This is a genomic window from Nonomuraea antimicrobica (assembly GCF_039536965.1).
Taxonomy (GTDB): Bacteria; Actinomycetota; Actinomycetes; order Streptosporangiales; family Streptosporangiaceae; genus Nonomuraea; species Nonomuraea antimicrobica.
Genome location: NZ_BAAAZP010000232.1, coordinates 1 through 21,837 on the forward strand (window position 1 = coordinate 1; position 21,837 = coordinate 21,837).

Here is a 21,837-nt window from a genome sequence, read left to right on the forward strand (position 1 = left end):
CGGCGGCGACCGCGTCGGAGACGGCCTCGCCGCCCGCCCGCGCCAGCCCGCCGTACGTGCCCGCGCCCGCCGCCAGCACCACGTGGTCGGCCGGGCCCACGTCGGCGAGCGCCTTGGACACCGAGTCGAAGTCCTCCACGCGCACCCCGTCGGCCCTGGTCAGCACGCGCGTCTCGGCGCCGCCGGCCTGCCTGGCCAATTCGGTCGGCGTGGACTCGCCGAGCACGACGACCACCTGCCCGGCCAGAGCGCTCCTGTCACCGGCCGGCACCTCGGCGGGCAGGCGGAAGAGCAGCTCGGCGATGTGCAGGTCGGCAGGATGGGTGACCTTGATGTTGCGCTCGCTGCCCCTGACCAGGTGGATCGGCACCTCGGGCAGGTAACGCAGCAGCACGCCGCAGTCGTCGGTGGCCGGCAGGGCGGCGAAGCCCGGGTCGGCCATGGCCCGCTCGTACGCCTCGCGGATCACCGAGAGCCGGAAGCACTGCGGGGTCTGGCTGCGCCGTAGCCGCGAGCGGTCGAGCACCTCGCCGATCGTCTCGCCGTCCGGCCCGGGGACCGCCACCAGCACCGTGTCGGAGCTGGGGATCGCCACGTTGACGGCCTCGTGGGTCTCCAGCGCGCGGACACACTCCGTGATGATCCGGGGCTCCAGGAGTGGTCGTACGGCGTCGTGCAACAGCACGTTGCACTCTTCCGCGCCCAGCGCGCCCAGCGCCCGCCACGTGCTCTCGGTACGGCTCGCGCCACCTTCCACGACCTTGCTGACCTTGCGATATCCGCCGTCGGCCACGATCTCGCGCACCCTGTCGGCGTATCCGGGCGTCATCAGCACCACGATCTCGTCGATCTCGGGCGCGCCCTCGAAAACGGCCAGCGAATGCTCGATGATCGTCTTTCCCGCGACCTCGATGAGCTGCTTGGGCACGCCAAGCCCGACCCGCTGCCCCACGCCGCCCGCGAGGAGCACTCCAACCGACCGCAGCCGTGAATCCATATGTGGCAGCGTAACGGTGCTGTTCCGTGATATCGCGTTGACCTGTCGCTACGCTGTGTCTACGTACCCCCTAGTCCACGCACTCCACCCCGACCGGGAGGAGACCTGCGCTTTGCCCGACTCACTGACCCGCGAAAGCACGACCACGTCGGCCGTGCTGCTCGCCACGACACCCGCGTGCCGGCTGCTCAGCGGTGACGGCACGCTGCTCGATCGGCTCGGCGACCAGCTCGCCGCGCTGCCCGTCCGCGAGATCCAGGTGGTGACGGCCGGTGACGGTCTCGCGGCCGACCTGCGCGGCATCGCCAATATCGCGCGCATCTCCACGGGGGCCGTGGCCGTGCTGCCCGCCGACCTGGTGGCCCACACCGAGGCGCTCGCGCTGCTGCTCGAACATCCCGCCCGCAGCACCGCCGCGCTGGTGTCGCACGACGTGGCCACCGCGCCCATGCGGCCGCCCGTACGCGTCGAAGGCGGGAAGATCGTCGCCGCGGGCAGCTCGTTCCACCTGGTGCCCGAGGCGAACGCCACGTTCAGGGGCGTCTTGCAAGCGGGCGAGGCCGACCTGGCCGCGCTGGCCGACGTCGCGGACGAGCTGGCCGAGCTGGCCGACACGGGCAAGCTCGGCCCCGTCACCCCGGTCGAGGCGGTCGATCTGCTGCTGGTCGGGCTGGTCAGGTCGGGCGTGGGCGTACGCGCCGCCGCGATCGGGCCGCTGCACGCCGACCGGGTCACGGCCCAGAACGCCGCCGACGTCGCCGTCCAGCGGCTCGGGGAGGTCGACGAGGCCAAGGTCAGGCTCGACACCTCCGTCAAGGCCGACGACGGCTTCTTCACCACGTTCTGCGTCTCCACGTGGACGCGCCACCTGATCAAACCCGCCGTGCAGCTCAAGCTCACCCCCAACACGGTCACCGGCGTCTCGTTGGCGCTGGCCCTACTGGCCGCCGTGTGGTTCTCGGCGGGCACCCAGGGCGGGCGGCTGACCGGGGCGGTGCTGCTCTACCTGTCGTTCGCGCTCGACTGTCTCGACGGGCAGCTCGCCCGCTACACCCGTACCTTCTCCCCGCTCGGGGCCTGGGCCGACGGGATCTCCGACCGGCTCAAGGAGTACGCGGTCTTCATCGGGCTGGCGATCGGCTTCGGCGGCACCGGCATCTGGTACCTCGCCGTGGCCGCGATGGTCATGCAGGTCGTCAGGCACGCCGTCGACTACACCTACGCGGGGGCCATGGCCGACGCCGACCGCGTCGGCGCCCAGTGGGGCAGGCCCGCCCGCTCCCTGCTGGAGTCGCACGACGTCCGGCGCGAGGAGGGCGGCGTGCTCAAGCTCGCCAGGCGGCTCGAACGCGACACGATCGCCCGCTGGCTGAAGAAGATCATCGTGTTGCCCGTCGGGGAGCGTACGGCGCTGATCGCCGTCACAGCGGCCGTCTGGGGCGCGCGGGCCACATTCCTGTCGCTGCTGGGCTGGGGCACCGTGGCGGCCGTCTACCAGCTCGCCGGACGGATCGCGAGGTCGGCAAGGTGATATCGGTCCACATGACACCCGTGCCCAGCAGCACCGTCGTGGCCTACCGCGACGACGGGCCGCTCTCGCGCGCCATGGGCCTGCTCGTGTCCGGCCAGCTCCCGCCGCTGCCGCCGGTGATCGCCGGCACGTTCGTCACGGGCGTGCTGCTGCTGATCGGCGTGGCCGGCTCCGACGGGCTGGCCGTGTTCGCGCCCGCCGTGACGCTGCTGCTGGCCGGGCCGGGCAGCTCGCACCCGCACGACGGCCGGCTCGACTGGCTCGTGCCGCCGATCCTGCGGCTCATCGAGTACATCTTCATCGCGTCGGTGGGGTTCGCCCACCAGGTGCACCCGGTGCTGATCCTCCTGCTGCTCGCCGCACTCGGATTTCACCATTACGATCTGGTCTACCGGTTGCGTCAGCGCGTCTATCCGCCGCCCTGGCTGGCCACGCTCGGGCTGGGCTGGGACGGGCGGATGATGGTGGTCTCGCTGGCCGCCCTCTCGGGCTGGCTGACCGGCGGCTATGTGCTCCTCGCCCTCTACCTGTGGGGGCTGTTCGGCTGGGAGAGCCTCACGTGCTGGCTCGCCGCGCCCCGATCCGGGGTCGAGGCGACCGATACGGGAACGCAAGACTAACGCCGGATTACCCGCACGGGGCCCAAAGGCGAATACTCTTTGGGCCAACGGAGTCATGCTCGACTGAGGAGTGCACGTTGCTGGGAATGGTTCTGGCCGCTGGGGCCGGACGACGCCTGCGGCCGTACACCGACACGCTGCCCAAGGCGCTCGTGCCGGTCGACGGCGAAACCACGATCATGGACATCTCGCTGCGTAATTTCGCCGAGGTGGACCTGCGGGAGGTCGTGGTCGTCGTCGGTTACGCGGCGCGGGCCGTACACGAGCGCAAGGAGGCCCTGGAACGGCGGCACGGCGTCAAGCTCACCCTCGTGCACAACGACAAGGCCGAGGAGTGGAACAACGCCTACTCCCTGTGGTGCGCCCGCGACTACTTCTCCCAGGGCGTGCTGCTGGTCAACGGTGACACCGTGCACCCCGTGTCGATCGAGAAGACGCTGCTGGCGGCCCCAGAGACGAGTGACGTCCTGCTGGCCGTCGACGACGTGAAAAAGCTGGCCGACGAGGAGATGAAGGTCACTCTCGCGCCGGAGGGGTCGCTGCGCCGCATCACCAAGCTGATGGATCCGGCCGAGGCGTACGGCGAGTACATCGGCGCCACCCTCATCCGTCCCGGCGCGGCCGAGCGGCTGGCCGACGCGCTCAGGACCACGTTCGAGCGCGACCCGCAGCTCTACTACGAGGACGGTTACCAGGAGATGGTCGATCGCGGCGAGGTGATCCACGCCGCCCCCATCGGCGAGGTCGACTGGGTCGAGGTGGACAACCACGACGACCTCGCCAAGGCTCGCGCCATAGCCGTTCACTACTGAGGGGGCGCGCATGCCGCTTCTCGCGAGGATGCTGCCGGCGCCCCTGACCATGGACGTCAGGCGCGGCGCGGTCGCAGAGCTCGGCGCCCTGCTGGCCGACAGCCGCGTGGCGACCTCCGGCCGGGTCGCCGTCGCGGTCGGCCCCGGCCAGGGCGACCACATCGAGACCCTCATCGCCCCCACGCTGGGCGAGGCGGAGGTGTTCCGGGTGGCCGACGGATCGGTCGACGCGGCCGTCTCGCTCGGCGCCGACCTGCGCAAGGGCGCCTACGAGGTCGTGGTGGGCGTCGGCGGCGGCAAGACGATCGACGCGACGAAATACGCCGCCTCGCTCGCCGGGATCCCGATGGTCGCCGTGGCCACCAACCTCTCCCACGACGGCATCTGCTCGCCCACCGCCTCCCTCGTCTACGAGGGCGGCAAGGGCACGTTCGGGGTGCCGATGCCGCTGGCCATCCTGGTCGACCTCGACTTCGTGCACAACGCGCCGCAGTCGCTGGTCAGGGCGGGCGTGGGCGACGTGGTGAGCAACCTGTCGGCCATCGAGGACTGGCAGCTCGGCAACCTCGAACGCGGCGAGCCCATCGACGGGCTGGCCTGCTCGATGTCGCGTACGGCCGCCGAGGCGCTCATCGGGCGCACCGACTCCATCGAGTCCGACGCGTTCCTCACCGTGCTGGCCGAGTCGCTCATCCTGTCCGGGATGTCCATGGTCGTCGCGGGCTCGTCGCGGCCCGCGAGTGGTGGAGATCATGAGATCCTTCATGCCGTGGATCAGCTCTTTCCCGGCACCTCCAACCACGGTGAGCTCGCCGGCATCGGTGCCGCCTTCTGCTTCTTCCTCAGGGAGGACGACGCCCGCGTCAAGCAGGTCGTCGGTTGCCTGCGCCGGCACGAGCTGCCCGTGGTCCCCGGCGACATCGGGCTGAGCGCCGAGGAGTTCACCGAGGTCGTCGCGCTGGCCCCGGCCACCCGTCCCGGCCGTTACACGATCCTTGAGCACCTGCGCATGTCCGACTCCGAGATCCGCGATCGGGTGGGTGACTATGTCCGGGCCTTCGGTAGCTGACTTCCGGCGGGTGGCCCAGCCTCCAGGCCACCTCGACCGCAGGAACGGCGAGCACTGGGCGGGCGTGCTCTACATGCGCCGGTTGTCGATCTACGTCACCTGGCTGCTGGCCAAGACCCCCGTCACGCCCAACCAGCTCACCTGGATCATGACGGTGGCGGGGGTGGCGGCCGGGTTCGTGCTGGCCCTGCCGGGGCTGTGGGCGGCCGTGCTGGCCGCCCTGCTCATCCAGGTCTACCTGCTGCTCGACTGCTCCGACGGCGAGCTGGCCCGCTGGACGGGCAAGACCTCGTCGGCCGGCGTCTACCTCGACCGGGTCGGCGCGTACTTCGCCGAGGCCGCGGTGCTGGCCGGGCTCGGCTGGCGCGCCTCGGCGGTGCTGCCCGACTGGTACACCGTGCTCGGCTTCGCCGGGGCGCTCGGCGCCATCCTCATCAAGGCGGAGAGCGACCTGGTGGAGGTGGCCCGCGCCAAGGGCGGGCTGGGGGCCGCGACCGAGGCGGCGGCGGTGCAGTTCCGCTCGGGGCTGCTGGGGCTGGGCCGGCGGGTGCTGGCGGCGACGAGGTTCCACCGGATCGTGCAGCCGATCGAGCTGTCGCTGCTGGCGCTCGCGACCGCGGTGATCGACGTGGTCACCGGCGACATGACGGCCACGCGGGTGCTGGTGGTGGCCTGTGCGATCGCCGCCGGGGTGCAGACCGTCCTGCACCTGATCAGCATCATGGCGTCGAGACGGCTCGCCTGATCCCATGGCGGAACCACAAGGGCACCCGGCCCGTCGTATTGATCGGACGCCCGCTGTTCGGTGGGGGTTCACCGCCCATTCCGATACGCTTAGCCTCAGCATCCAGCAGACCATGCAACCAGCAGACTCGGTGATCATGAAAGTATGCTCCGCCCGTGCTCTTCAACGCGTCAGGACGATGATTCGTTGAAGATCTCGTGCGTCATCCTCACCATGGGCAACCGGGTCGCGGAGCTGAACCGGGCGGTCGAGTCCGCGCTCAACCAGATCGACGGCGACGTCGAGGTGGTGATCGTGGGCAACGGTGCCGACGTGCCCGAGGTGTCGGCGACGCCACCCGTGGGGTCGGCCGCGGTCGTGAAGTCGATCCGGCTCGACCGCAACACGGGCATTCCCGCCGGCCGAAACCGGGGCGTGGAGGAGTGCTCGGGAGACGTCGTGCTGTTCCTCGACGACGACGGCTGGTACGCCGACCAGAAGCTCGTCTCCCACGTGCGCGACCGCTTCGCCACCGAGCCCGATCTGGCCGTGATCTCCTTCCGGGTGATGGACCCCGACGGCGGCATCGGCCAGCGCCGCCACGTGCCGCGCCTGCGCGCGGGCGACCCGCAACGCTCGTCCCCGGTGACCACGTTCCTCGGCGGCGCCTCGGCGATCAGGCGCTCGGCCTTCCTCCAGGTGGGCGGCCTGCCCGAGCGGTTCTTCTACGCCCACGAGGAGACCGACCTGGCCTGGCGGCTGCTCGGCGAGGGCTACCGCATCGAATACGACGCCGAGACGGTGATGTACCACCCGCAGGTGCCGCCGACCAGGCACACCGAGTTCTACCGGCTCAACGCCCGCAACCGGGTGTGGCTGGCCCGCCGCAACCTGCCGTGGCCGCTGGCGGCCCTCTACCTCACCAACTGGGTCGTGCTCACGCTGATCCGCGAGCGCCGTTCCGGGGGCGCGCTCAAGGCGTGGTTCACCGGCTTCTTCGAGGGGCTGCGCAGCCCGGCGGGTGAGCGCCGTCCGATGGCCTGGCGCACCGCGTGGCGCATGGTCAAGCTCGGCCGCCCGCCCATCGTCTGAGAGCCGCCCTCCCGCTGCGGGTCACGTCTCGCGTGCCGCCCCGAGGCTCATCGCGGCGTGCGTGGCCGTCATGCTGAACATCGCCCGCCTGGGCAGCCCCAGCTCGCTCAGCTCCTTGGCGATGGGATGGTTGCCCAGGCGGATCAGCGCGCCGCTGGGACGCACCTTGGCCCCCCGGGTGCGTACGGACCAGGGCACCCGCCGCGTCACCCCGTCGCGGTGCGTGTAGACGGCGAGCGGCGCCATGGCCGTCACACCCGGCACGGGCAGACCGGGCTTGATCAGCAGGTCCAGCACGAGCCGGCCGTCCTTGCGCAGCACACACCTCTTGTACGGCGAGGACAGCCGCAGCTCGATGTCGGCCAGCTCCTTGGGAAACCCCCACAGCGTGCGCCCGGCCTCCAGTGTGAACCCCTGGTCCACCGGCAGCCAGTGCACGAAGATCCCGGACCGCCAGAGATCCCTCGGCCCCATGGAGCCGGAGAAGCCGGGCGGGCACACCAGGAAGGCCATGCCGAACTCGTGGTAGGCGTCGAGGTCACCGTCGCGGTAGTCAGCGAACAGCAGCACGCACGCGGCCTTGCCGGGCAGGATCTCGGCCACGTCGAGGCCGGAGTACGCGATCACCGCCCGGGCGGCGTCGGCACGCACCGGGTAGACGGCGGTGCACACCTCGGCGTCCCGCACCCGTACGGGCAGGCCCACCGGCCGGCCCTGGATGAGTTGCGATGCCATGGTCCCAGTACATCAATCCGCTCGCCGCGTGGCCATTCCCACCCCGGTGGTGTTGGCGCTCTCTAGACCGCCAGCGCGTGCGCGGTCACCCCGGCCCACGTCTCGGCACGGGCCACGAAGGCCGCGGCGTGGTCGGGCCAGTGGTGGCGCAGGCGGGCCTCCGCGTGCCCCTGTGCGCCCAGCCGCGCCCGCCGTACCGGGTCCTCCTTCAGCTCCAGTACGGCGTTCAGCACCGCGTCCACCTCCAGCGGCACCACCATCCCGCACCCGGTCTCCTCGACCAGCGAGGCGCCCTGCGGGGTCGTGATCACCGGCAGGCCCCGGCCCATGTAGTCCATGATCTTCGTGGGCAGCGTGCGCACCGTGGCGTCGGCCAGCGACAGCCCGGCCAGCGCGCCCTCGGCCATGCGCAGGGCGTGCCGGTTGGGGACGTACCCGAACCAGTCGAGCAGGCCCACCCGCTGCGCGTCCCGCAGCAGGGGGCGTACGTCGCGGGCGGCGGCCCCGATCAGGTCCAGCCGGACGCCGTGCGGGACCAGCCGCTCGGCCAGCCCGATCAGCTCCGTCACGCCGCGTTCGGCCGACAGGCGGCCGATGTGCACGACCCTGGTGTCGCCGGGAGGAGGCGGGCTGGGCGCGACCAGGGTCGCTTCGGGAACCACGGCGGACGTGATCACCTGGTGGCGGCGCTGGGCCCGGGCGAGTCGCCTGGGGGCGATGTGCTCGCGGAGGTCCCAGACGACCGGAGGGCGCCGGTAGGGCAGCGCCTGCAGCATCCGGTGGTCGTGGACGATCAGCAGGTCGGCCCCCCTCAGGCCGCGTCTGAGGGCGCCGCGCGCCCGGCCGTACGAGGCCAGGTGGGCGACGTCCACCGCGGTGAGTCCCATGGCGGGGGTCACGTTGAAATGGGTGAATGGCGCGACGTAGGTCACCTCGTGGCCCGCGTCGAGCAGCGCCCGGATCTGCCGGTGCATGATCCGGGCGTCCTCGGGATGATGGACGGTCGTGGCGACACATGCGCGCATGTGTCGATGCTCCGCGCTTACCAGGTCAAAGGCGTTAATGCGGGTCGAACGGCTGCTTAACTTCGGGAAGGGCGGCGATAGAGCCAGGTCAAGCGAGGCTCAAGAACCCACTTGAAGACCGTCCGGGTCGCCGGCAGGCACAGGATGATGGCCAGCGCGAAGCAGCTCGAACTGATCGCCAGCACGCCCAGCGGCCCGTACAGCCACGGGAACTCCAGCCAGCCCATCTCCTTGGCGATCAGCACGGGGATGCCGTGGAGCAGGTAGCAGTAGAGCGTGCGGGTGCCGAGGTCGGTGAACCACGTCTCGCGCCTGGGCACCAGCGCCAGCACGGCGAAGCACATGGCCAGCGCGCACACGAGCAGGCCGACGCGCAGGCCGAGGCCCATGTACCAGGACAGGTCGAGGTCCTGGAAGCTGTTCTTGTAGTAGAAGGGGCCGAGCGGCGCCTTGGGCGCGATGAAGATGGCCACCGCCGCCGCGCCGGCGAGCGTGAGCACCGAGACGATCTTGATCCAGCGCCGGTTGAGCCGCTCGAAGTGCTCGGGCTGGAGCACCAGGCCGAGCACGAAGAACGGCAGCAGGCCGAAGAAGCGGTCCATGCTGAAGTCACCCGAGATCTGGGAGAACCCGGCGAAGAGGTAGATCGCGATCGCCACCGGCACGGGATATTTCATCCGCTTCCACACCGGCGTGGACAACCGCCAGAACAGCAGCGCCAGCAGGTACCAGTTGAGCCAGGCCGGATCGATGATCGTCAGGCTCCACTTCTGGCCCAGCGCGAAGCGCAGCGCGGCGTAGCCGACCTCGACGATCACATAGGGGACGAGGAACGTGTCGACCAGCTTGTTGGTCTTCGCGTTGGAGTTCCAGAAGTTTCTGGACAGGTAGCCGCTGATCACCACGAACAGCGGCATGTGGAAGGTGTAGATGAAGATGTAGGCGGCCCTCGCCGAGTCGGCCGCCAGGGTCGGCACCAGCGAGTGGCCGATCGGCACCAGCGCGATCAGGACGAACTTGACGTTGTCGAGGAACGGGTCGCGCCTTCGCCTGGGCTGCTCGGGCTCCGGCTGCTCCTCGGGTTGTTGCTGCCGCTGCTCACCGGCCGCCGGAGCCTGCGCCACGGCCGGCTGGGGCTGGGTGCGGTCGCCGGGGGCGACCCCGTGGGGATCGGCGGCCTCGCTCCAGAACGCCTCTTCCGGCAGCGGCCACCGGGCTCCCGTGTCGGCGGGCCCCCCTTCCTTGGGCCCCGCTTCGTCGGGACGGTGCGGAGTCGTGGCCGGTCGAGAGGATCTGGTGTCAGACACGGGGGAGGTCGCTCGGTTTCAGTCGGGGCCGGGGAACACGACGACAGCGCGTGCGATGAGCCTGTCCGGCCTCGTGTCGCGCTGCGTCGCCGACCCGCAACAGACTATCCCGCCCCCGCGGCCCACACGTTCAGAACACCCGGTTACACAGGGAATTATCAGGTACAGACGTTCTGCTGTTCGGACGCGGTGATCGTCTGTTCGTCGACGCTGTCGGGCAGCTTGGTGACCTTGACCGAGTCGAAGTCCTCCCCGACCACGAGCTGGATCACCGAGGCGTCCTTCGTCGCGGCACCCGTCGTGGCGGGGGCGGTGGCCGTCGCCGCGGTGTACTGCTGCGCGTTGGTGGCCGGCACCTTGCCCGCCGCGGGTTGCGGCTTCGGCAGCACCGAACCGGCCAGCGTGTCGGCGTGGTCGGGGGCCGTCGCGGCCGTCTTGCCGTAGTGGATCTCGCTCTTGGCCAGGCTCGCGCCGCCCGCGGCCGTGTAGTTGCCCAGGCCGACGACGTTGAAGCCCTGCTTGGCCAGCTCGTCGGCGACCTCGCGGGCCTTGCCGAAGGTCTTGGTGCCGTTGAGCACCTGGACCTTCACCTGCTCCGGCTTGACGGTGACCTTGGGCTTGGCGCTCGTGCTGGCGCTGGCGCTCGGCTCGGGGGTGGTCACCTCGGTGTCGGTCTTGATCGAGGTGAACAGCTCGTTGGCGTCCGGCTGCTTCCAGACCACGCGGTTGGCGTCCGCGGGGTCGGGCCCCCACGGCACCGTCGTGAACTTGACGCCGCCCGCGGTCATCTCCTTGGCGCTCGTCGCGATCTGGATGAGCTGCTCGGTGTCGTTGGCCAGCTCGGGGTCCATGGTGACCGAGCCGGCCGCGGCGGCGATGAAGTCTCTGAGCCGGCCCACGTCGGTGAGCAGCTCGCTGCTCGTGGCCTTGGCGACGACCTTGCTGAGGAAGATCTGCTGGCGCTTGATGCGCTGGATGTCACTGCCGTCGCCGTATTTGCGCAGGCGTACGTAGCCGAGCGCCTTCTCGCCGTTGAGCAGGCTCTTGCCGGGCGGCAACACCAGCTTGGAGCTTTTGTCGTTGACGCCCGACTTCAGGCAGATCTCGATGCCGCCGAGCGCGTCGACGATGTTCTTGAAGCCGCTGAAGTCGACCTCGACGAAGTGGTTGACCCGGATGCCGGTGAGGGTCTCGATCGTGGAGATCGTGCAGGCGATGCCGCCGGAGTTGTACGCCGAGTTGATCATGTCACGGCGCGGGGCCATCTCCTGTTTGGTGGCCTCGTTCTTGCACCGGGGGATGTCCACCATCGAGTCGCGCGGGAAGCTGATCAGGCGGGCCTTGTCGCGGTCGGGCGAGATGTGCATGAGGATGATCGTGTCGGTGCGCTTGCCGCCCGCGTCGGCCGTCCGGGCGAGCTCCTGGCCGTACTGCGCGTTGCCGTCGCCCGCGCGGGTGTCGGAGCCGACGAGCAGCACGTTGAGCGCGCCCGTCTCCGGGGGCCGCGGGTTGATGATGTCTTCCTTGACGCTCTTCTCGTTGATGTTGCCGAAGGCGTCGCGGTAGACGGTGTACGCGGTCAGCGCGCCCGCGACCATCACCGTCGTCATGCCGATGCTGACCCAGGCCAGCACGCGCATCTTGGTCTGGCCGCCGTCGGATCCGCCCGTGCGGTGGCCGCGCGGGGGCCGGTCGTCGGGGGGCGGGGGAGGGCCCGCCGCTGCCGCCGCTCTGCGCGCCATCCTGCTGCCGGGCTGGGTGGGGGCCGCCCGATGGCCGTGACCCGAATCGACTACCGGCACGCTCCTGTAGTCACTCATACGCCCCCTAGCCTCACTCCATGCGCCGTCGGCTTGGTCGCTCCGCGCCACGAGACTAGGTCACGTACGGCGTGCCCAAGATCATGATCGCGGGGAACGGCCGTGACCCGGGCGTGACGTTTCCGCGGCAAAGCATACTCAGAGCTGGACATTGTGTGGAATATCATTGCCAAACTCTTTCTCCACGACCGGAACGTCCTCGCATGTCTGGCCTGACGCTCAGGGCCGCCGCCAAACAGGCCAGGGGCACGGCCGGCAACACGTACCGATAGTCGAACTCGGCGGTCGCGGCCGGTGTGACCAGCAGCACCACGGCCACCGACCAGGGCACCAGCCAGGCCGAGGAGGCCGTCGCACGCGCGCCCGCACGCCTGCGGGCCAGCGCCGCCACCGGCGGCACGAGCAGGATCCCCAGGAGCACCGGGCCGGGCAGCCGCGCCACGCCCTGGTAGGCCCGCAGCCATCCGGCATAGGGCTCGACGATCTCCGTGCCGATCGCACCCTGCTCGTAGAGCCTGGCATAGTCGGCGCCCACCCGTGCGGGATTGCGGCCAGGTGGTCCGGGCGGGGTCGCGGGGAACTCGTAGTAGCCGTAGATCTCCGCGTCGGGATAGACCGGCCTGCCCCAGGTGAACGTGCGGCCCAGCTCGGTCAGCACCGACGCGGCGTAGTCGAGCGGCTGACTGATGATCGCCAGCGTCGCGAACCTGGCCGCCAGGTCGTCGGTCTCCTTCGTGAACGTGATCCCCGGCCGCAGCACCAGCGGGGAGTCGGCGGCCCAGACGTACTCCTGGGAGGGCGGGCGCAGGTCGGGCGGGCGCGGGTCGCACAGCTCCCGCAGGTCGGGCGGCGGATTCATCCTGGCGCAGTCGGCGAACGACATCGTGCGGGCGTACAGGAAGACGCCGTTCGCGCCGACGAGGCCGACACGCTGGTAGGTGGCGTAGAACCAGGCGCCGTACGCGAGGATCGGCACCAGCGCGGCGGCCACCAGCACGCCGGTCAGCTTGAGCCGCCCGCGCAGCACGAACCAGGCGGCCAGCACGACGATGAGCGGCTGGCCGACGGTCCTGGTGAGAGTGACGGCTGCCAGCAGCAGGCCGATGGCCGCGACGGTGGCGGGCCGCCGTGTGGCGCACAGGGCCACCGCGGCCACCACCAGGAACATGAACAGCGTGTCCGAGACGAGCAGGTGCTCCAGCTCGACCTGGTACGCGTCCAGCAGCACCGGCACGGTCGCCAGCGTCGCCGCCCACCTGGGGGCCCGGCGGGCGGCCCGGTAGACGAGCACGCCGGTGGCCAGGCCGAGCAGGTGCTGCGCCACCGTGACCGCGCCGAAGGCGTGCAGCGGCTCCAGCAGCTTGAGGAACAGGGAGTAGCCGGCCGGGCGTACCAGGTCGGGGCGGGGTCTGAAGACGGTGACGATGTAGGTGTAGGAGTCGGGGAACCACAGGGCGGGGCGGTAACCCAGCATGGCCAGGGCCCGCAGCAGGGTGCCGAGCGCCAGCACGCCCAGGAACCAGCGATGCCGCCGCACCCACCCGCCCGGCTCCCCGGCCGCCGCCCGGCGCCCAGGAAGCCCGGCGAGCCGGCGGCCCCGGCCCTCCGCAGCGCTGTCCTTGGGAGCCCTGTCGTTGGGAGCCCCGTCCTTGGGAGCGCTGTCGCTGGGAGCGCCGCCTTCAGGGGTGGTGCCCGGCATGGCGGGGCCTCCGGCACGAGCCTCCGACGTCAAGCGCATGTCCTCCCGCTTCTCCGGCCACTTCTCCGGCACGTCGGTACGCTACCCGCGATTTCCACGACCCCGTGCCTTCGTGATCTCCGCCGCTCCTCGGCGCGGCGCCTGGTCGCCACGTTCTCGCGCCGCCGGTCGTGGGCCGGTTGGGGCCGGTTGGGGCGTCGGGTTGGATACGCTCGCTGTGCGATGGAACACGTTCGATCCGGCCGGGTGCTCGCCGCGCTGTCGGTGCTGCCCGCCCTGGCCGTGGCGGGCTGGCTGCTCGCCGGGCTGCCATTGCTGCTGCTCGGCCGGTTCGCCCCCGTGCCCGCCGTGCTGTTCGGCGTGCCCCTGGCCGCAGTGTTGTGCTGGGTGGGCACCCGGAGGCTGGGCGTCGGCACCGCCATGTCCCACCCGCACGGGGGCGACGGGCGCGAGGCGGCGTTCCACGAGCGCGGCGGTTGGCGGGCGTGGTGGCCGGTGGCCGGGGTCGTCGGGGTGGCCGTCGCGTCCGGCGTGAGCAACCTGATCATGCACAGCGAGCAGGTCGCGGTCCGGCGTGACCCGGCCACCTACGCCCAGTACACCGCCTGGATCGCCGCCCACGGCTCCCTGCCCGTCTCCACCGACGTCGAGGCGTTCGGCGGCCCCGATCCCGGGTTGGTCTTCCGAAGCATGGGCTTCTACGACGTGAACGGCTCCGTGGTGCCCCAGTTCATGCCGGGCCCGCCCCTGCTGTTCGCGATCGGTGACTGGCTGGGGGCGCCGTTCGCGGTGCCCGCCGTGCTGGGCGCGCTGGCCGTGCTCACGCTGGCCGGGGTGGTGGCCAGACTGGCCGGGGCGAGGTGGGCGGTGGTGGCGGCGACGGCCCTGGCCGTGAGCCTGCCGATCCTCTACACCTCGCGCACCACGTTCAGCGAGATCCCGTCGCTGATCCTGCTGTTCGGCGGGCTGGCGCTGGCGTACGACGCGCTGGCCCGGCCCCATTGGGGCAGGGGGCTGCTGGCCGGGCTGGTGTTCGGGCTGGCGGTGCTGGTCAGGGTGGACGGGCTGCGGGACGTGCTGCCGGTGCTGGCGTTCGCGGGGCTGCTGATCGCGATGCGGCGCTTCGGCCGGCCGCAGGGCGCGGTGGGGCCCGGGCTGATGGCCGGGCTGGTCGTGGGCGCGGGCATCGGGATGTCGGCGGCGTATGTGCTGGCCCGTCCTTACCTTTCTTATCTGTCCGGCTCTGTGCAGCCGCTGCTGGCCATCTGCGCCGCCGTCCTCGTCCTCACCCTCATCGGTACGGCCGCCGCCCCCGCGCTGGCCCGCGTCCGCCTGCCCGGGTGGGCGCCCGCCGCCGGGGGCACGCTGGTCGTGCTGCTGATGGCGGCCCTGTACGCCCGGCCCTGGTTCCAGACCGTGACCCGCGTCCCGGTCACCTCGGAAGACGTGCGCACGGCCGAGATGATCGAGGGGATCCAGCGCGCCAACGGCCTGCCCCCCGACGGGCAACGCCTCTACTTCGAGGACTCCCTGCACTGGGTCGTCTGGTACGTCGGCGCCCCCGTCGTCGTGCTGGCCACGATCGCCGCCGCCGTGCTCGTCCGCCGCCTGCTGCGTGACGGCAGGTCGTTCGAGTGGCTGCTGCCCCTCGCGGTCGTGGGCTGGACGACGGTCACGACGCTGCTGCGTCCCGAGATCACCCCCGACCATCCGTGGGCCGCCCGCCGCCTGGTGCCGGTCGTGATCCCCGGGTTGATCCTGCTCGCCGCGTACGGGCTGGCCCGGCTGGGAGCCGCGTTCGACCGGCACGGCCCGCGCGTGCGCGGATGGGGGACGGCGGCGGCCGTGCTGCTCGTGCTCGTGCCCCCGGCCGTGACGTCGATCGGCACCGCGTTCACGCCGGTCGAGCGGGGCGAGGCGGCGGCCGTCGAGGCGATGTGCGCCAGGATCCCGCCGGACGCGTCCGTGTTGTTCGTGGAGCGGGTCACCGGCGACCGGTTCACCCAGGTCGTACGCGGCATGTGCGATCGGCCCGCGGCCCGGGTGGCCAGGACGAACTCCGACACCGCCCCCGAGTCCGAGGTGCGGCGGCTGGCCGAGCGGGTGCGCGCGGCCGGCCGGGTGCCCGTCGTGCTGGGGGCCGAGGAGTCGCAGGTCGCCCCCTACGGCCCGGCCTCGCAGGTCATGGCGCTGGTGACCCGCCAGGACGAGCGCTCGCTGACCGAGGCGCCCAACGGCACCTGGTCGCTGCGGATGGACGTGTGGATGGCCGTGGTGTGCGCCGACGCGACCCCGCGCGCGGAATGCGGCAAAATGGTGGTTGAACGGCCCGATTGACCATCGCGTGGAAGACCGAAACGGGAGTCCCCGCTGGCCGGATGTGGACTCGTCGTCCGGCCGGGCAGAGTACCCTCGACCCCCGTGAGCACGCTTGAGACCCCCAAGAGTGGAATTGCCGTGGAAGAAGCGCCGTACGTCACGATCGTCCTGCCCTGCTACAACGAGCAGGATCACGTCATCGACGAGGTGGAGCGCATCACCAAGGCGATGGACTCCAGCGGCTACACGTACGAGCTCCTGGCCGTCGACGACTGCTCCACCGACGCCACCCTGGACAAGCTGCGCGAGGCCGCGCCCCACTACCCCCACCTGCGCATCCGCGCCTTCCACCGCAACGGCGGCTCCGGCACCGTGCGGCGGATCGGCTCACAGGAGGCCAAGGGCGAGATCGTCGTCTGGACCGACGCCGACATGTCCTACCCCAACGAGCGCATCCCCGACCTGGTGCAGATCCTGGAGAAAGACCAGGCCATCGACCAGGTGGTCGGGGCGCGCACCAGCGAGGAGGGCTCGCACAAGCTGCTGCGGGTGCCCGCCAAGTGGGTGATCCGCAAGGTGGCGGAGAAGCTGGCCGGGCAGCGGATCCCCGACCTCAACTCGGGGCTGCGGGCCTTCCGCAAGTCGGTGGCCCGGCCCTACCTGCGGCTGCTGCCCCCCGGGTTCTCGTGCACGACCACGATCACGCTGTCGTTCCTGTCCAACCAGCACGACGTCTACTACCTGCCGATCGAGTACGCCAAGCGGGCCGGCAAGTCGAAGTTCGGCTTCGTCTCCGACGCCTACCGCTACATCCTGCAGGTGCTGCGGATGGTCATGTACTTCAACCCGCTCAAGGTGCTCATGCCGCCCGCGTTGTGGCTGGTGGGCATCGGGTTCGGGAAGGGCGTCTGGGACATGATCGAGAAACCGTTCTACTTCCCGGCCAACACCGTCATGATCTTCCTGTCCGGGCTGCTCATCGGGTCCGTGGCGCTGCTCGCCGACCTGATCGTGCGTTCGCGGGGAGAGTGACGTTGCGGATCGCGATCGTCGGCCCGACCTATCCGTACAAGGGGGGCGGGGCGCAGCACACCACCGAGCTGGCGCACCGCCTGGCGGCCCTGGGCCACGACGTGGTCATCGAGTCGTGGCGGGCGCAATACCCGTCGTTCCTCTACCCGGGGCAGCAGACGATCTCCGCGCCCGAGGGCACGCCCTACCCGCGGACCGAGCGGCGGCTCGACTGGCGGCGGCCCGACGGGTGGGTGGCGGCCGGGCGGCGGCTGCGGTCGGCCGACCTGGTGGTGCTGGCGGTGCTGAGCCCGGTGCAGGTCCCCGCCTACCTGGGGATCCTGCACGGGATCAGGCGAAGGGTCCCCACGGTCGCCCTCTGCCACAACGTGCTGCCGCACGAGCGCAAGCCGTACGACGAGCCGCTGATGAAGGCCCTGCTCAAGCGGGTCGACAGGGTGCTGGTCCACTCCGACCAGCAGGCCGGGCTGGCCCGCGGGCTCACCGGCAGGCCGGTCACCGTGGCCGGGCTGCCGCCGCACCTGCCCTCGACGACGGCCGAGAAGTCCGCAGGGGTGCGCCGCAGGCTGCTGTTCTTCGGGATCGTGCGGCCGTACAAGGGGCTCGACCTGCTGCTGCGGGCGCTGCCCGAGGGCGTCTCGCTGACCGTCGCGGGGGAGTTCTGGGGCGGCCTCGACGAGACGAAGGCGCTGATCGCCGAGCTGGGCCTCGGTGACCGGGTGGAGTTGCGGCCGGGATACGTGGCGGCAGGAGACGTGCCGGCGTTGTTCGCCGCCGCCGACGCCCTCGTGCTGCCCTACCGCAGCGCCACGGCAAGCCAGAATGTCTGGCTCGGGCACGAGCACGGCGTGCCGGTGATCGCCACCCGCGTCGGCGCGCTGGCCGAGCACGTCACCGACGGCGTCGACGGGCTGCTCGTCGAGCCGGGCGACGCCGGGGCGCTGCGGGCGGCGATCGAGCGGTTCTACGCCTCCGGCGAGCCCGAGAGGTTGCGGTCGGGCGTCAAGGCGGTCGACCCCGAGCCGTTCTGGTCGGCGTACGCGGGGGCGCTGCTCGGCGCCTGACGGCCCGCGACGAACGAGATGCCCGCCGCCGCCGCGTCGGCCAGCGTGAACGCCACCCGCGACACGATCGCCACCGCGAGCGCGGTCGGCGTGCCGACGATCGGGGCGAGCACGAGCACCAGCGCGCCCTCCCTGACACCGACCCCGGCCGGCACCACGACGGTCAGGATGCCGGTCGCCCAGGCGAAGGCGTAGGCCCCGGTCGCGATGACGTAGAGGTCGGTGCGGCCGGCGACCAGCCAGATGTGCAGGCCGTACACGAACCAGCCCAGCGCCGTCCACGCCACCGCCACGACCACGGTACGGGCGGGCAGCACGCTCTCCAGCGGCTCTTTGCGGGCGATGCGCAGCGCCAGGTTGAGCCCCCAGGTGAGCACCTTGGGATGCAGGCACACGATGATCACCGGAACGAGCAGCACCAGGTACCACGCCTGCCGCACCGCCTCCAGCGTGCCCAGCGTGGCCGCGGCGATCGAGATCGCCACCCCGAGGTTGATCACCAACCCGAGCGAGATCGTCGCGAACGTGCGCCGCGGCGGGCTGCCGTGGTCGCGGCCGAGGTCCATCATCGCCGCGTACGCCCACACCGCGCCCGGGATGTATTTCCCGAGCTGCCCCACGAACATGATCCGCCCCGCGACCCGCACCGGCACCCGCGTGCCGAGCCCCGCCAGGATCTCCCGCCAGGCCAGCAGCATGAAGAACTGCCCGAGCAGCACCGCGAGCAGGGACCCGAGCAGCGCCCACGGCGACATCCGCGCCACGGCGGTCGTGGTCTCGTGCCAGTTCGCGGCCAGGCCGTAGCCGAGGAAGCCGAGCGCGACGAGGGCGAGGACGATGCGCAGCAGGCGGCGGAGCATTGGCTCAGGGTACGCGTGGCGCGCCCGCTATAGCCAGACGTCCGCGCACGCCGGATCGGCTCCAGCGCCGGGCCTCTGTACCGGGTGCCCGCGCCGAACCGGAGCCCGTTCGACCCCGGATCGGGGCGAAGGCCCGTGCGGAGGTCGGTACGGTGGGGAACCGTGGGGAAACAACGGGTCGCGCAGCTCGAATACTCGGAGTTCCAGTCCGCCATGCTCGACGAGGCGAAGCGCCGGCGGAAGGCGGCGAAGATCATCGCGGTCATCGAGCACTTCCACGGGCCGCTCCACGGGCTGACCGTGGGCGACGTGGGCTGCTCCGCCGGGTTCATCGCCGACGAGCTGGCGCTGGCCGGGGCCGGGCACACGCTGGGCGTCGACATCGACGTGCCGGGGCTGCGCAAGGCGGCCGACCGGTTCGGCGAGCGGGTGACGTTCGTCTGCGGCGACGGCACGGCGCTGCCGTTCCCCGACGGGTCCGTCGACGTGCTGGTGTTCAACCACATCTACGAGCACGTGGTCGACCCCGACGCGGTGGTGGCCGAGATGCACCGGGTGCTGTCCGACGACGGGCTGCTCTACCTCGGGCTCGGCAACCGGCTGGGCGTCATGGAGCCGCACTACAAGCTGCCGTTCCTGTCCTACCTGCCGCCGGCGCTGGCCGACCGCTACGTGCGCGCGTCCGGCCGGGCCGACCACTACTACGAGCGCTTCAGGACGCGGCGCGGACTGCGCAGGATGCTCCGGGCCTTCCACGTGTGGGACTACACGTTCCCGGTGCTGGCCACGCCGGCCAAGTTCGCGGGGGGCGAGCTGTTCCCCGGCGTGCTGGGGAAGGCGGCCACGGCCGTGTTGTCGCGCGTGCCGCGAGCGGTGCTCAGGCTGCTGCTGCCGGTGGTGCCGACGTACCTGTGGGTGGCCACCAAGCGCCCGCGGCGGCCGGTGGGTGTGACGCTGCCGCGGCCGCCCGAGCGGGTCCGCCCGCTGTGACCGCGGACGAGGCCGCCACGGAGCAGGCGGCGCCCCGGCGGTCGATGGGTCGCCGGCTGGTCAGATACGGCTTCCTGGCCGTCGCGCTCGGCTTCGGCGCGTACACGGTGGCCGGGCAGTGGGACGCCGTGGTGGCCGGGTTCTCCAGGCTCACGCCGCTCGCGCTCGCCGGGGCGCTGGTCGCCGTGGTGGCGGCGCTGCTCGGCGCCATGCTCACCTGGCGTACGCTGCTGGCCGACCTGGGCTCGCCGCTGCCGCCGCGTCCGGCCGCCAAGGTGTTCTTCGTGGGCCAGCTCGGGAAATACATCCCTGGCGCGGTCTGGCCCGTGCTCGCCCAGATGGAGATGGGCCGCGACCTCGGCGTGCCGCGTTCCCGCAGCGCGGCGGCGTTCTTCCTGATGATGCCGATCCAGCTCGCCACCGGCCTGCTGGTCACGCTCGGCACGCTCGGCTGGGACCGTTACGGGTGGCTGCTGCTGTTCGTCCCGCTGCTGCTCGTCCTGCTCGAACCCAAGGTGATCAACGGCGTCATCGGCTATGCCCTGCGCCGCCTCGGGCGCGAGCCGCTCGAACGCCCACTCTCCCGGCGCGGCATGCTGACCGCGCTCGGCTGGGCGCTGGCCGGGTGGCTCGCGTACGGCGTGCACCTCTACTTCGTCGCTCCCCAGGGCGGGCTGGTCTTCGCGGTCGGGGCCTTCGCGCTGTCGTGGTGCCTGGGCATCCTGACCTTCGTGGTGCCGGCGGGCGCGGGCGTCAGGGAGGTGGCCATGGTCGCGGTGCTCGCGCCTCACCTCGACCGGGGCTCCGCGATCGCGGTGGCCCTTTCGTCCCGCATTGTCATCATCGTGGGGGATCTGATCTGCGCGGGGTTGGCGGGAATCGCCGCGCGTCGCGACTCAGTGTGATTTGGGCCACGATTTAGGGGAGGCTGGTCATAAGCTGAAGTTTCAGAGGGGGACACCCCGTCCCACGTTGATCTTGAGGGGAGAAGATCTTCGTATGCCTCGAGTGCTCGTCGATGCGGCGGCGGTCCCCGCGGACCGCGGCGCGTTGATCAGGTACGTGGACGGGCTGGTGGCCGCCCTCGATCGGGCCGGTGCCGAGCTGTCCGTGGTCTGCCAGCGAGCCGAAGCCGAACGATACCGGCGACTCGCGCCCTCGGCCCAGGTGATCCCCGGGCCCGTCGCGATCACCAACAGGGCCGCCAGGCTGGCATGGGAGCAGACCGGCCTGCCGTTGCTCGCCCGCCAGGCGGGGGCCGACGTGATCCACGCCCCCTACTACTCGATCCCGCTCAGCTCGGGCCTGCCGACCGTCGTGACGGTGCACGACGCCACCTGGTTCACCGAGCCCGACCAGCAGAGCCCGCGCGCCTCGTTCTTCCGCGCGGCCACGCGCACCGCCGTACGGCACGCCCGGCGCGTGATCGTCCCGTCCAAGGCGACCAGGGACGAGCTGGTACGCGTGCTGTCCGCCGACCCCACCCGCATCGACGTCGCCTACCACGGCGTCGACCTGGCGCAGTTCCACCCGCCGAGCGAGGAGGAGATCCGCCGGGCCGCCATGAGGTGCGGGCTGCACGGCCGGCCCTACGTGGCGTTCCTGGGCGCACTCGACCCCCGCAAAAACGTGCCCAACCTCATCCGCGGCTTCGCCGCCGCGGTCAAGCGGCAGGAGCGGCCGCCCGCGCTGGTCATCGGCGGGGGCGTGCACGACGACGACGTGGACGCCGCCTGCCGGGAGGTCGAGGCCACCGTCAGGGTCATCCGCCCCGGCTATCTCGGCGCGTCCGATCTGCCCGGCTTCCTGGGCGGGGCGCTCGTGGTGGCCTTCCCCTCGCGCGGCGAGGGGTTCGGGCTGCCGGTGCTGGAGGCCATGGCCTGCGGCGCCCCGGTCCTGACGACGCACCGCACCTCGCTGCCCGAGGTGGGCGGCGACGCCGTCGCCTACACTGAGCCCGACGCCGACAGCATCGCCACCGCGCTCGGCCACCTGCTGGCCTCCCCCCAGCGCAGGCGGCAGTTGCAGGAAGCCGGGCTGGCGCGGGCCCGCGAATTCACCTGGGACGCCTCGGCGGAGGCGCACCTCAGCTCCTATCAACGCGCGATCGAATAGTTCGGTAACCTCACGGAGTGATGGAG

Annotated in this window: 19 protein-coding genes; 12 read left to right on the forward strand and 7 right to left on the reverse strand. The window is 71.4% G+C overall.

The annotated features are described in order from the left end of the window. Positions 1–997: IspD/TarI family cytidylyltransferase (locus ABD844_RS48835; RefSeq protein WP_344895595.1), on the reverse strand; the 997-nt coding region annotated here is incomplete at its 3' end. A gap of 112 nt (positions 998–1,109) precedes the next feature. Here ABD844_RS48835 and ABD844_RS48840 point away from each other — a divergent pair. The 6 genes from ABD844_RS48840 to ABD844_RS48865 all read left to right on the forward strand — a co-directional run bounded on the left by ABD844_RS48840 (position 1,110) and on the right by ABD844_RS48865 (position 6,845). After that, a complete protein-coding gene (locus tag ABD844_RS48840; RefSeq protein ID WP_344895597.1) occupies positions 1,110–2,528 on the forward strand; it encodes a CDP-alcohol phosphatidyltransferase family protein in 1,419 nt (472 codons plus the stop codon). 11 nt (positions 2,529–2,539) lie between these two features. After that, the gene (locus tag ABD844_RS48845; protein WP_344895600.1) at positions 2,540–3,148 is read left to right on the forward strand and encodes a DUF5941 domain-containing protein; all 609 of its coding nucleotides are present in this window, start codon (positions 2,540–2,542) and stop codon (positions 3,146–3,148) included. Between the two features lie 77 nt (positions 3,149–3,225). Beyond that, the gene (locus ABD844_RS48850; RefSeq protein ID WP_344895603.1) at positions 3,226–3,960 is read left to right on the forward strand and encodes a phosphocholine cytidylyltransferase family protein; all 735 of its coding nucleotides are present in this window, start codon (positions 3,226–3,228) and stop codon (positions 3,958–3,960) included. A gap of 28 nt (positions 3,961–3,988) precedes the next feature. Next, positions 3,989–5,029, forward strand: coding sequence for an iron-containing alcohol dehydrogenase family protein (locus tag ABD844_RS48855; protein WP_344895750.1), 1,041 nt, complete (start codon positions 3,989–3,991; stop codon positions 5,027–5,029). Continuing rightward, positions 5,007–5,774 carry a CDP-alcohol phosphatidyltransferase family protein gene (locus ABD844_RS48860; RefSeq protein ID WP_344895606.1) on the forward strand — a complete coding sequence of 256 codons (768 nt, stop codon included), beginning with the start codon at positions 5,007–5,009 and terminating at the stop codon, positions 5,772–5,774. The genes ABD844_RS48855 and ABD844_RS48860 overlap by 23 nt, the downstream gene beginning before the upstream one ends. Positions 5,775–5,960: 186 nt before the next feature. Further along, positions 5,961–6,845 carry a glycosyltransferase family 2 protein gene (locus tag ABD844_RS48865; RefSeq protein ID WP_344895609.1) on the forward strand — a complete coding sequence of 295 codons (885 nt, stop codon included), beginning with the start codon at positions 5,961–5,963 and terminating at the stop codon, positions 6,843–6,845. Between the two features lie 21 nt (positions 6,846–6,866). Here ABD844_RS48865 and ABD844_RS48870 read toward each other — a convergent pair whose 3' ends face one another. From ABD844_RS48870 to ABD844_RS48890, 5 genes are all read right to left on the reverse strand, one after another. Further along, a complete protein-coding gene (locus ABD844_RS48870; RefSeq protein WP_344895612.1) occupies positions 6,867–7,580 on the reverse strand; it encodes an acetoacetate decarboxylase family protein in 714 nt (237 codons plus the stop codon). A 62-nt stretch (positions 7,581–7,642) separates the two neighbouring features. Beyond that, positions 7,643–8,605: a glycosyltransferase gene (locus tag ABD844_RS48875; RefSeq protein WP_344895615.1), complete on the reverse strand. Its 963-nt coding sequence runs from the start codon at positions 8,603–8,605 to the stop codon at positions 7,643–7,645. Between the two features lie 56 nt (positions 8,606–8,661). Beyond that, positions 8,662–9,912 (reverse strand): acyltransferase family protein, encoded by a 1,251-nt coding sequence (locus ABD844_RS48880; RefSeq protein WP_344895618.1) that lies wholly within the window; start codon positions 9,910–9,912, stop codon positions 8,662–8,664. Between the two features lie 158 nt (positions 9,913–10,070). Next, positions 10,071–11,732: an LCP family protein gene (locus ABD844_RS48885; RefSeq protein ID WP_344895621.1), complete on the reverse strand. Its 1,662-nt coding sequence runs from the start codon at positions 11,730–11,732 to the stop codon at positions 10,071–10,073. A gap of 163 nt (positions 11,733–11,895) precedes the next feature. Next, a complete protein-coding gene (locus ABD844_RS48890) occupies positions 11,896–13,503 on the reverse strand; it encodes a hypothetical protein (protein ID WP_344895624.1) in 1,608 nt (535 codons plus the stop codon). Between the two features lie 150 nt (positions 13,504–13,653). Here ABD844_RS48890 and ABD844_RS48895 point away from each other — a divergent pair, with 150 nt between their 5' ends. The 3 genes from ABD844_RS48895 (at position 13,654) to ABD844_RS48905 (ending at position 17,846) form a co-directional block, all read left to right on the forward strand. Further along, complete coding sequence (locus ABD844_RS48895) at positions 13,654–15,768, forward strand: glycosyltransferase family 39 protein (RefSeq protein ID WP_344895627.1); 2,115 nt, start codon at positions 13,654–13,656, stop codon at positions 15,766–15,768. 84 nt (positions 15,769–15,852) lie between these two features. Next, positions 15,853–16,782 (forward strand): glycosyltransferase family 2 protein, encoded by a 930-nt coding sequence (locus tag ABD844_RS48900; RefSeq protein WP_344895630.1) that lies wholly within the window; start codon positions 15,853–15,855, stop codon positions 16,780–16,782. Between the two features lie 2 nt (positions 16,783–16,784). Continuing rightward, on the forward strand, positions 16,785–17,846 hold the full coding sequence (locus ABD844_RS48905) for a glycosyltransferase family 4 protein (RefSeq protein WP_344895633.1): 1,062 nt from the start codon (positions 16,785–16,787) through the stop codon (positions 17,844–17,846). Here the strand turns inward: ABD844_RS48905 and ABD844_RS48910 are convergent. Beyond that, positions 17,747–18,706, reverse strand: a complete 960-nt coding sequence (locus ABD844_RS48910) for a lysylphosphatidylglycerol synthase domain-containing protein (RefSeq protein ID WP_344895636.1) — start codon at positions 18,704–18,706, stop codon at positions 17,747–17,749. The genes ABD844_RS48905 and ABD844_RS48910 overlap by 100 nt on opposite strands. 162 nt (positions 18,707–18,868) lie before the next feature. Here ABD844_RS48910 and ABD844_RS48915 point away from each other — a divergent pair, with 162 nt between their 5' ends. The 3 genes from ABD844_RS48915 (at position 18,869) to ABD844_RS48925 (ending at position 21,811) form a co-directional block, all read left to right on the forward strand. After that, the gene (locus ABD844_RS48915) at positions 18,869–19,696 is read left to right on the forward strand and encodes a class I SAM-dependent methyltransferase (RefSeq protein ID WP_344895639.1); all 828 of its coding nucleotides are present in this window, start codon (positions 18,869–18,871) and stop codon (positions 19,694–19,696) included. Then, positions 19,693–20,601, forward strand: coding sequence for a lysylphosphatidylglycerol synthase domain-containing protein (locus ABD844_RS48920; protein ID WP_344895642.1), 909 nt, complete (start codon positions 19,693–19,695; stop codon positions 20,599–20,601). The genes ABD844_RS48915 and ABD844_RS48920 overlap by 4 nt, the downstream gene beginning before the upstream one ends. A 94-nt stretch (positions 20,602–20,695) precedes the next feature. Further along, a complete protein-coding gene (locus ABD844_RS48925) occupies positions 20,696–21,811 on the forward strand; it encodes a glycosyltransferase family 4 protein (RefSeq protein ID WP_344895646.1) in 1,116 nt (371 codons plus the stop codon). Positions 21,812–21,837: the final 26 nt, after the last annotated feature.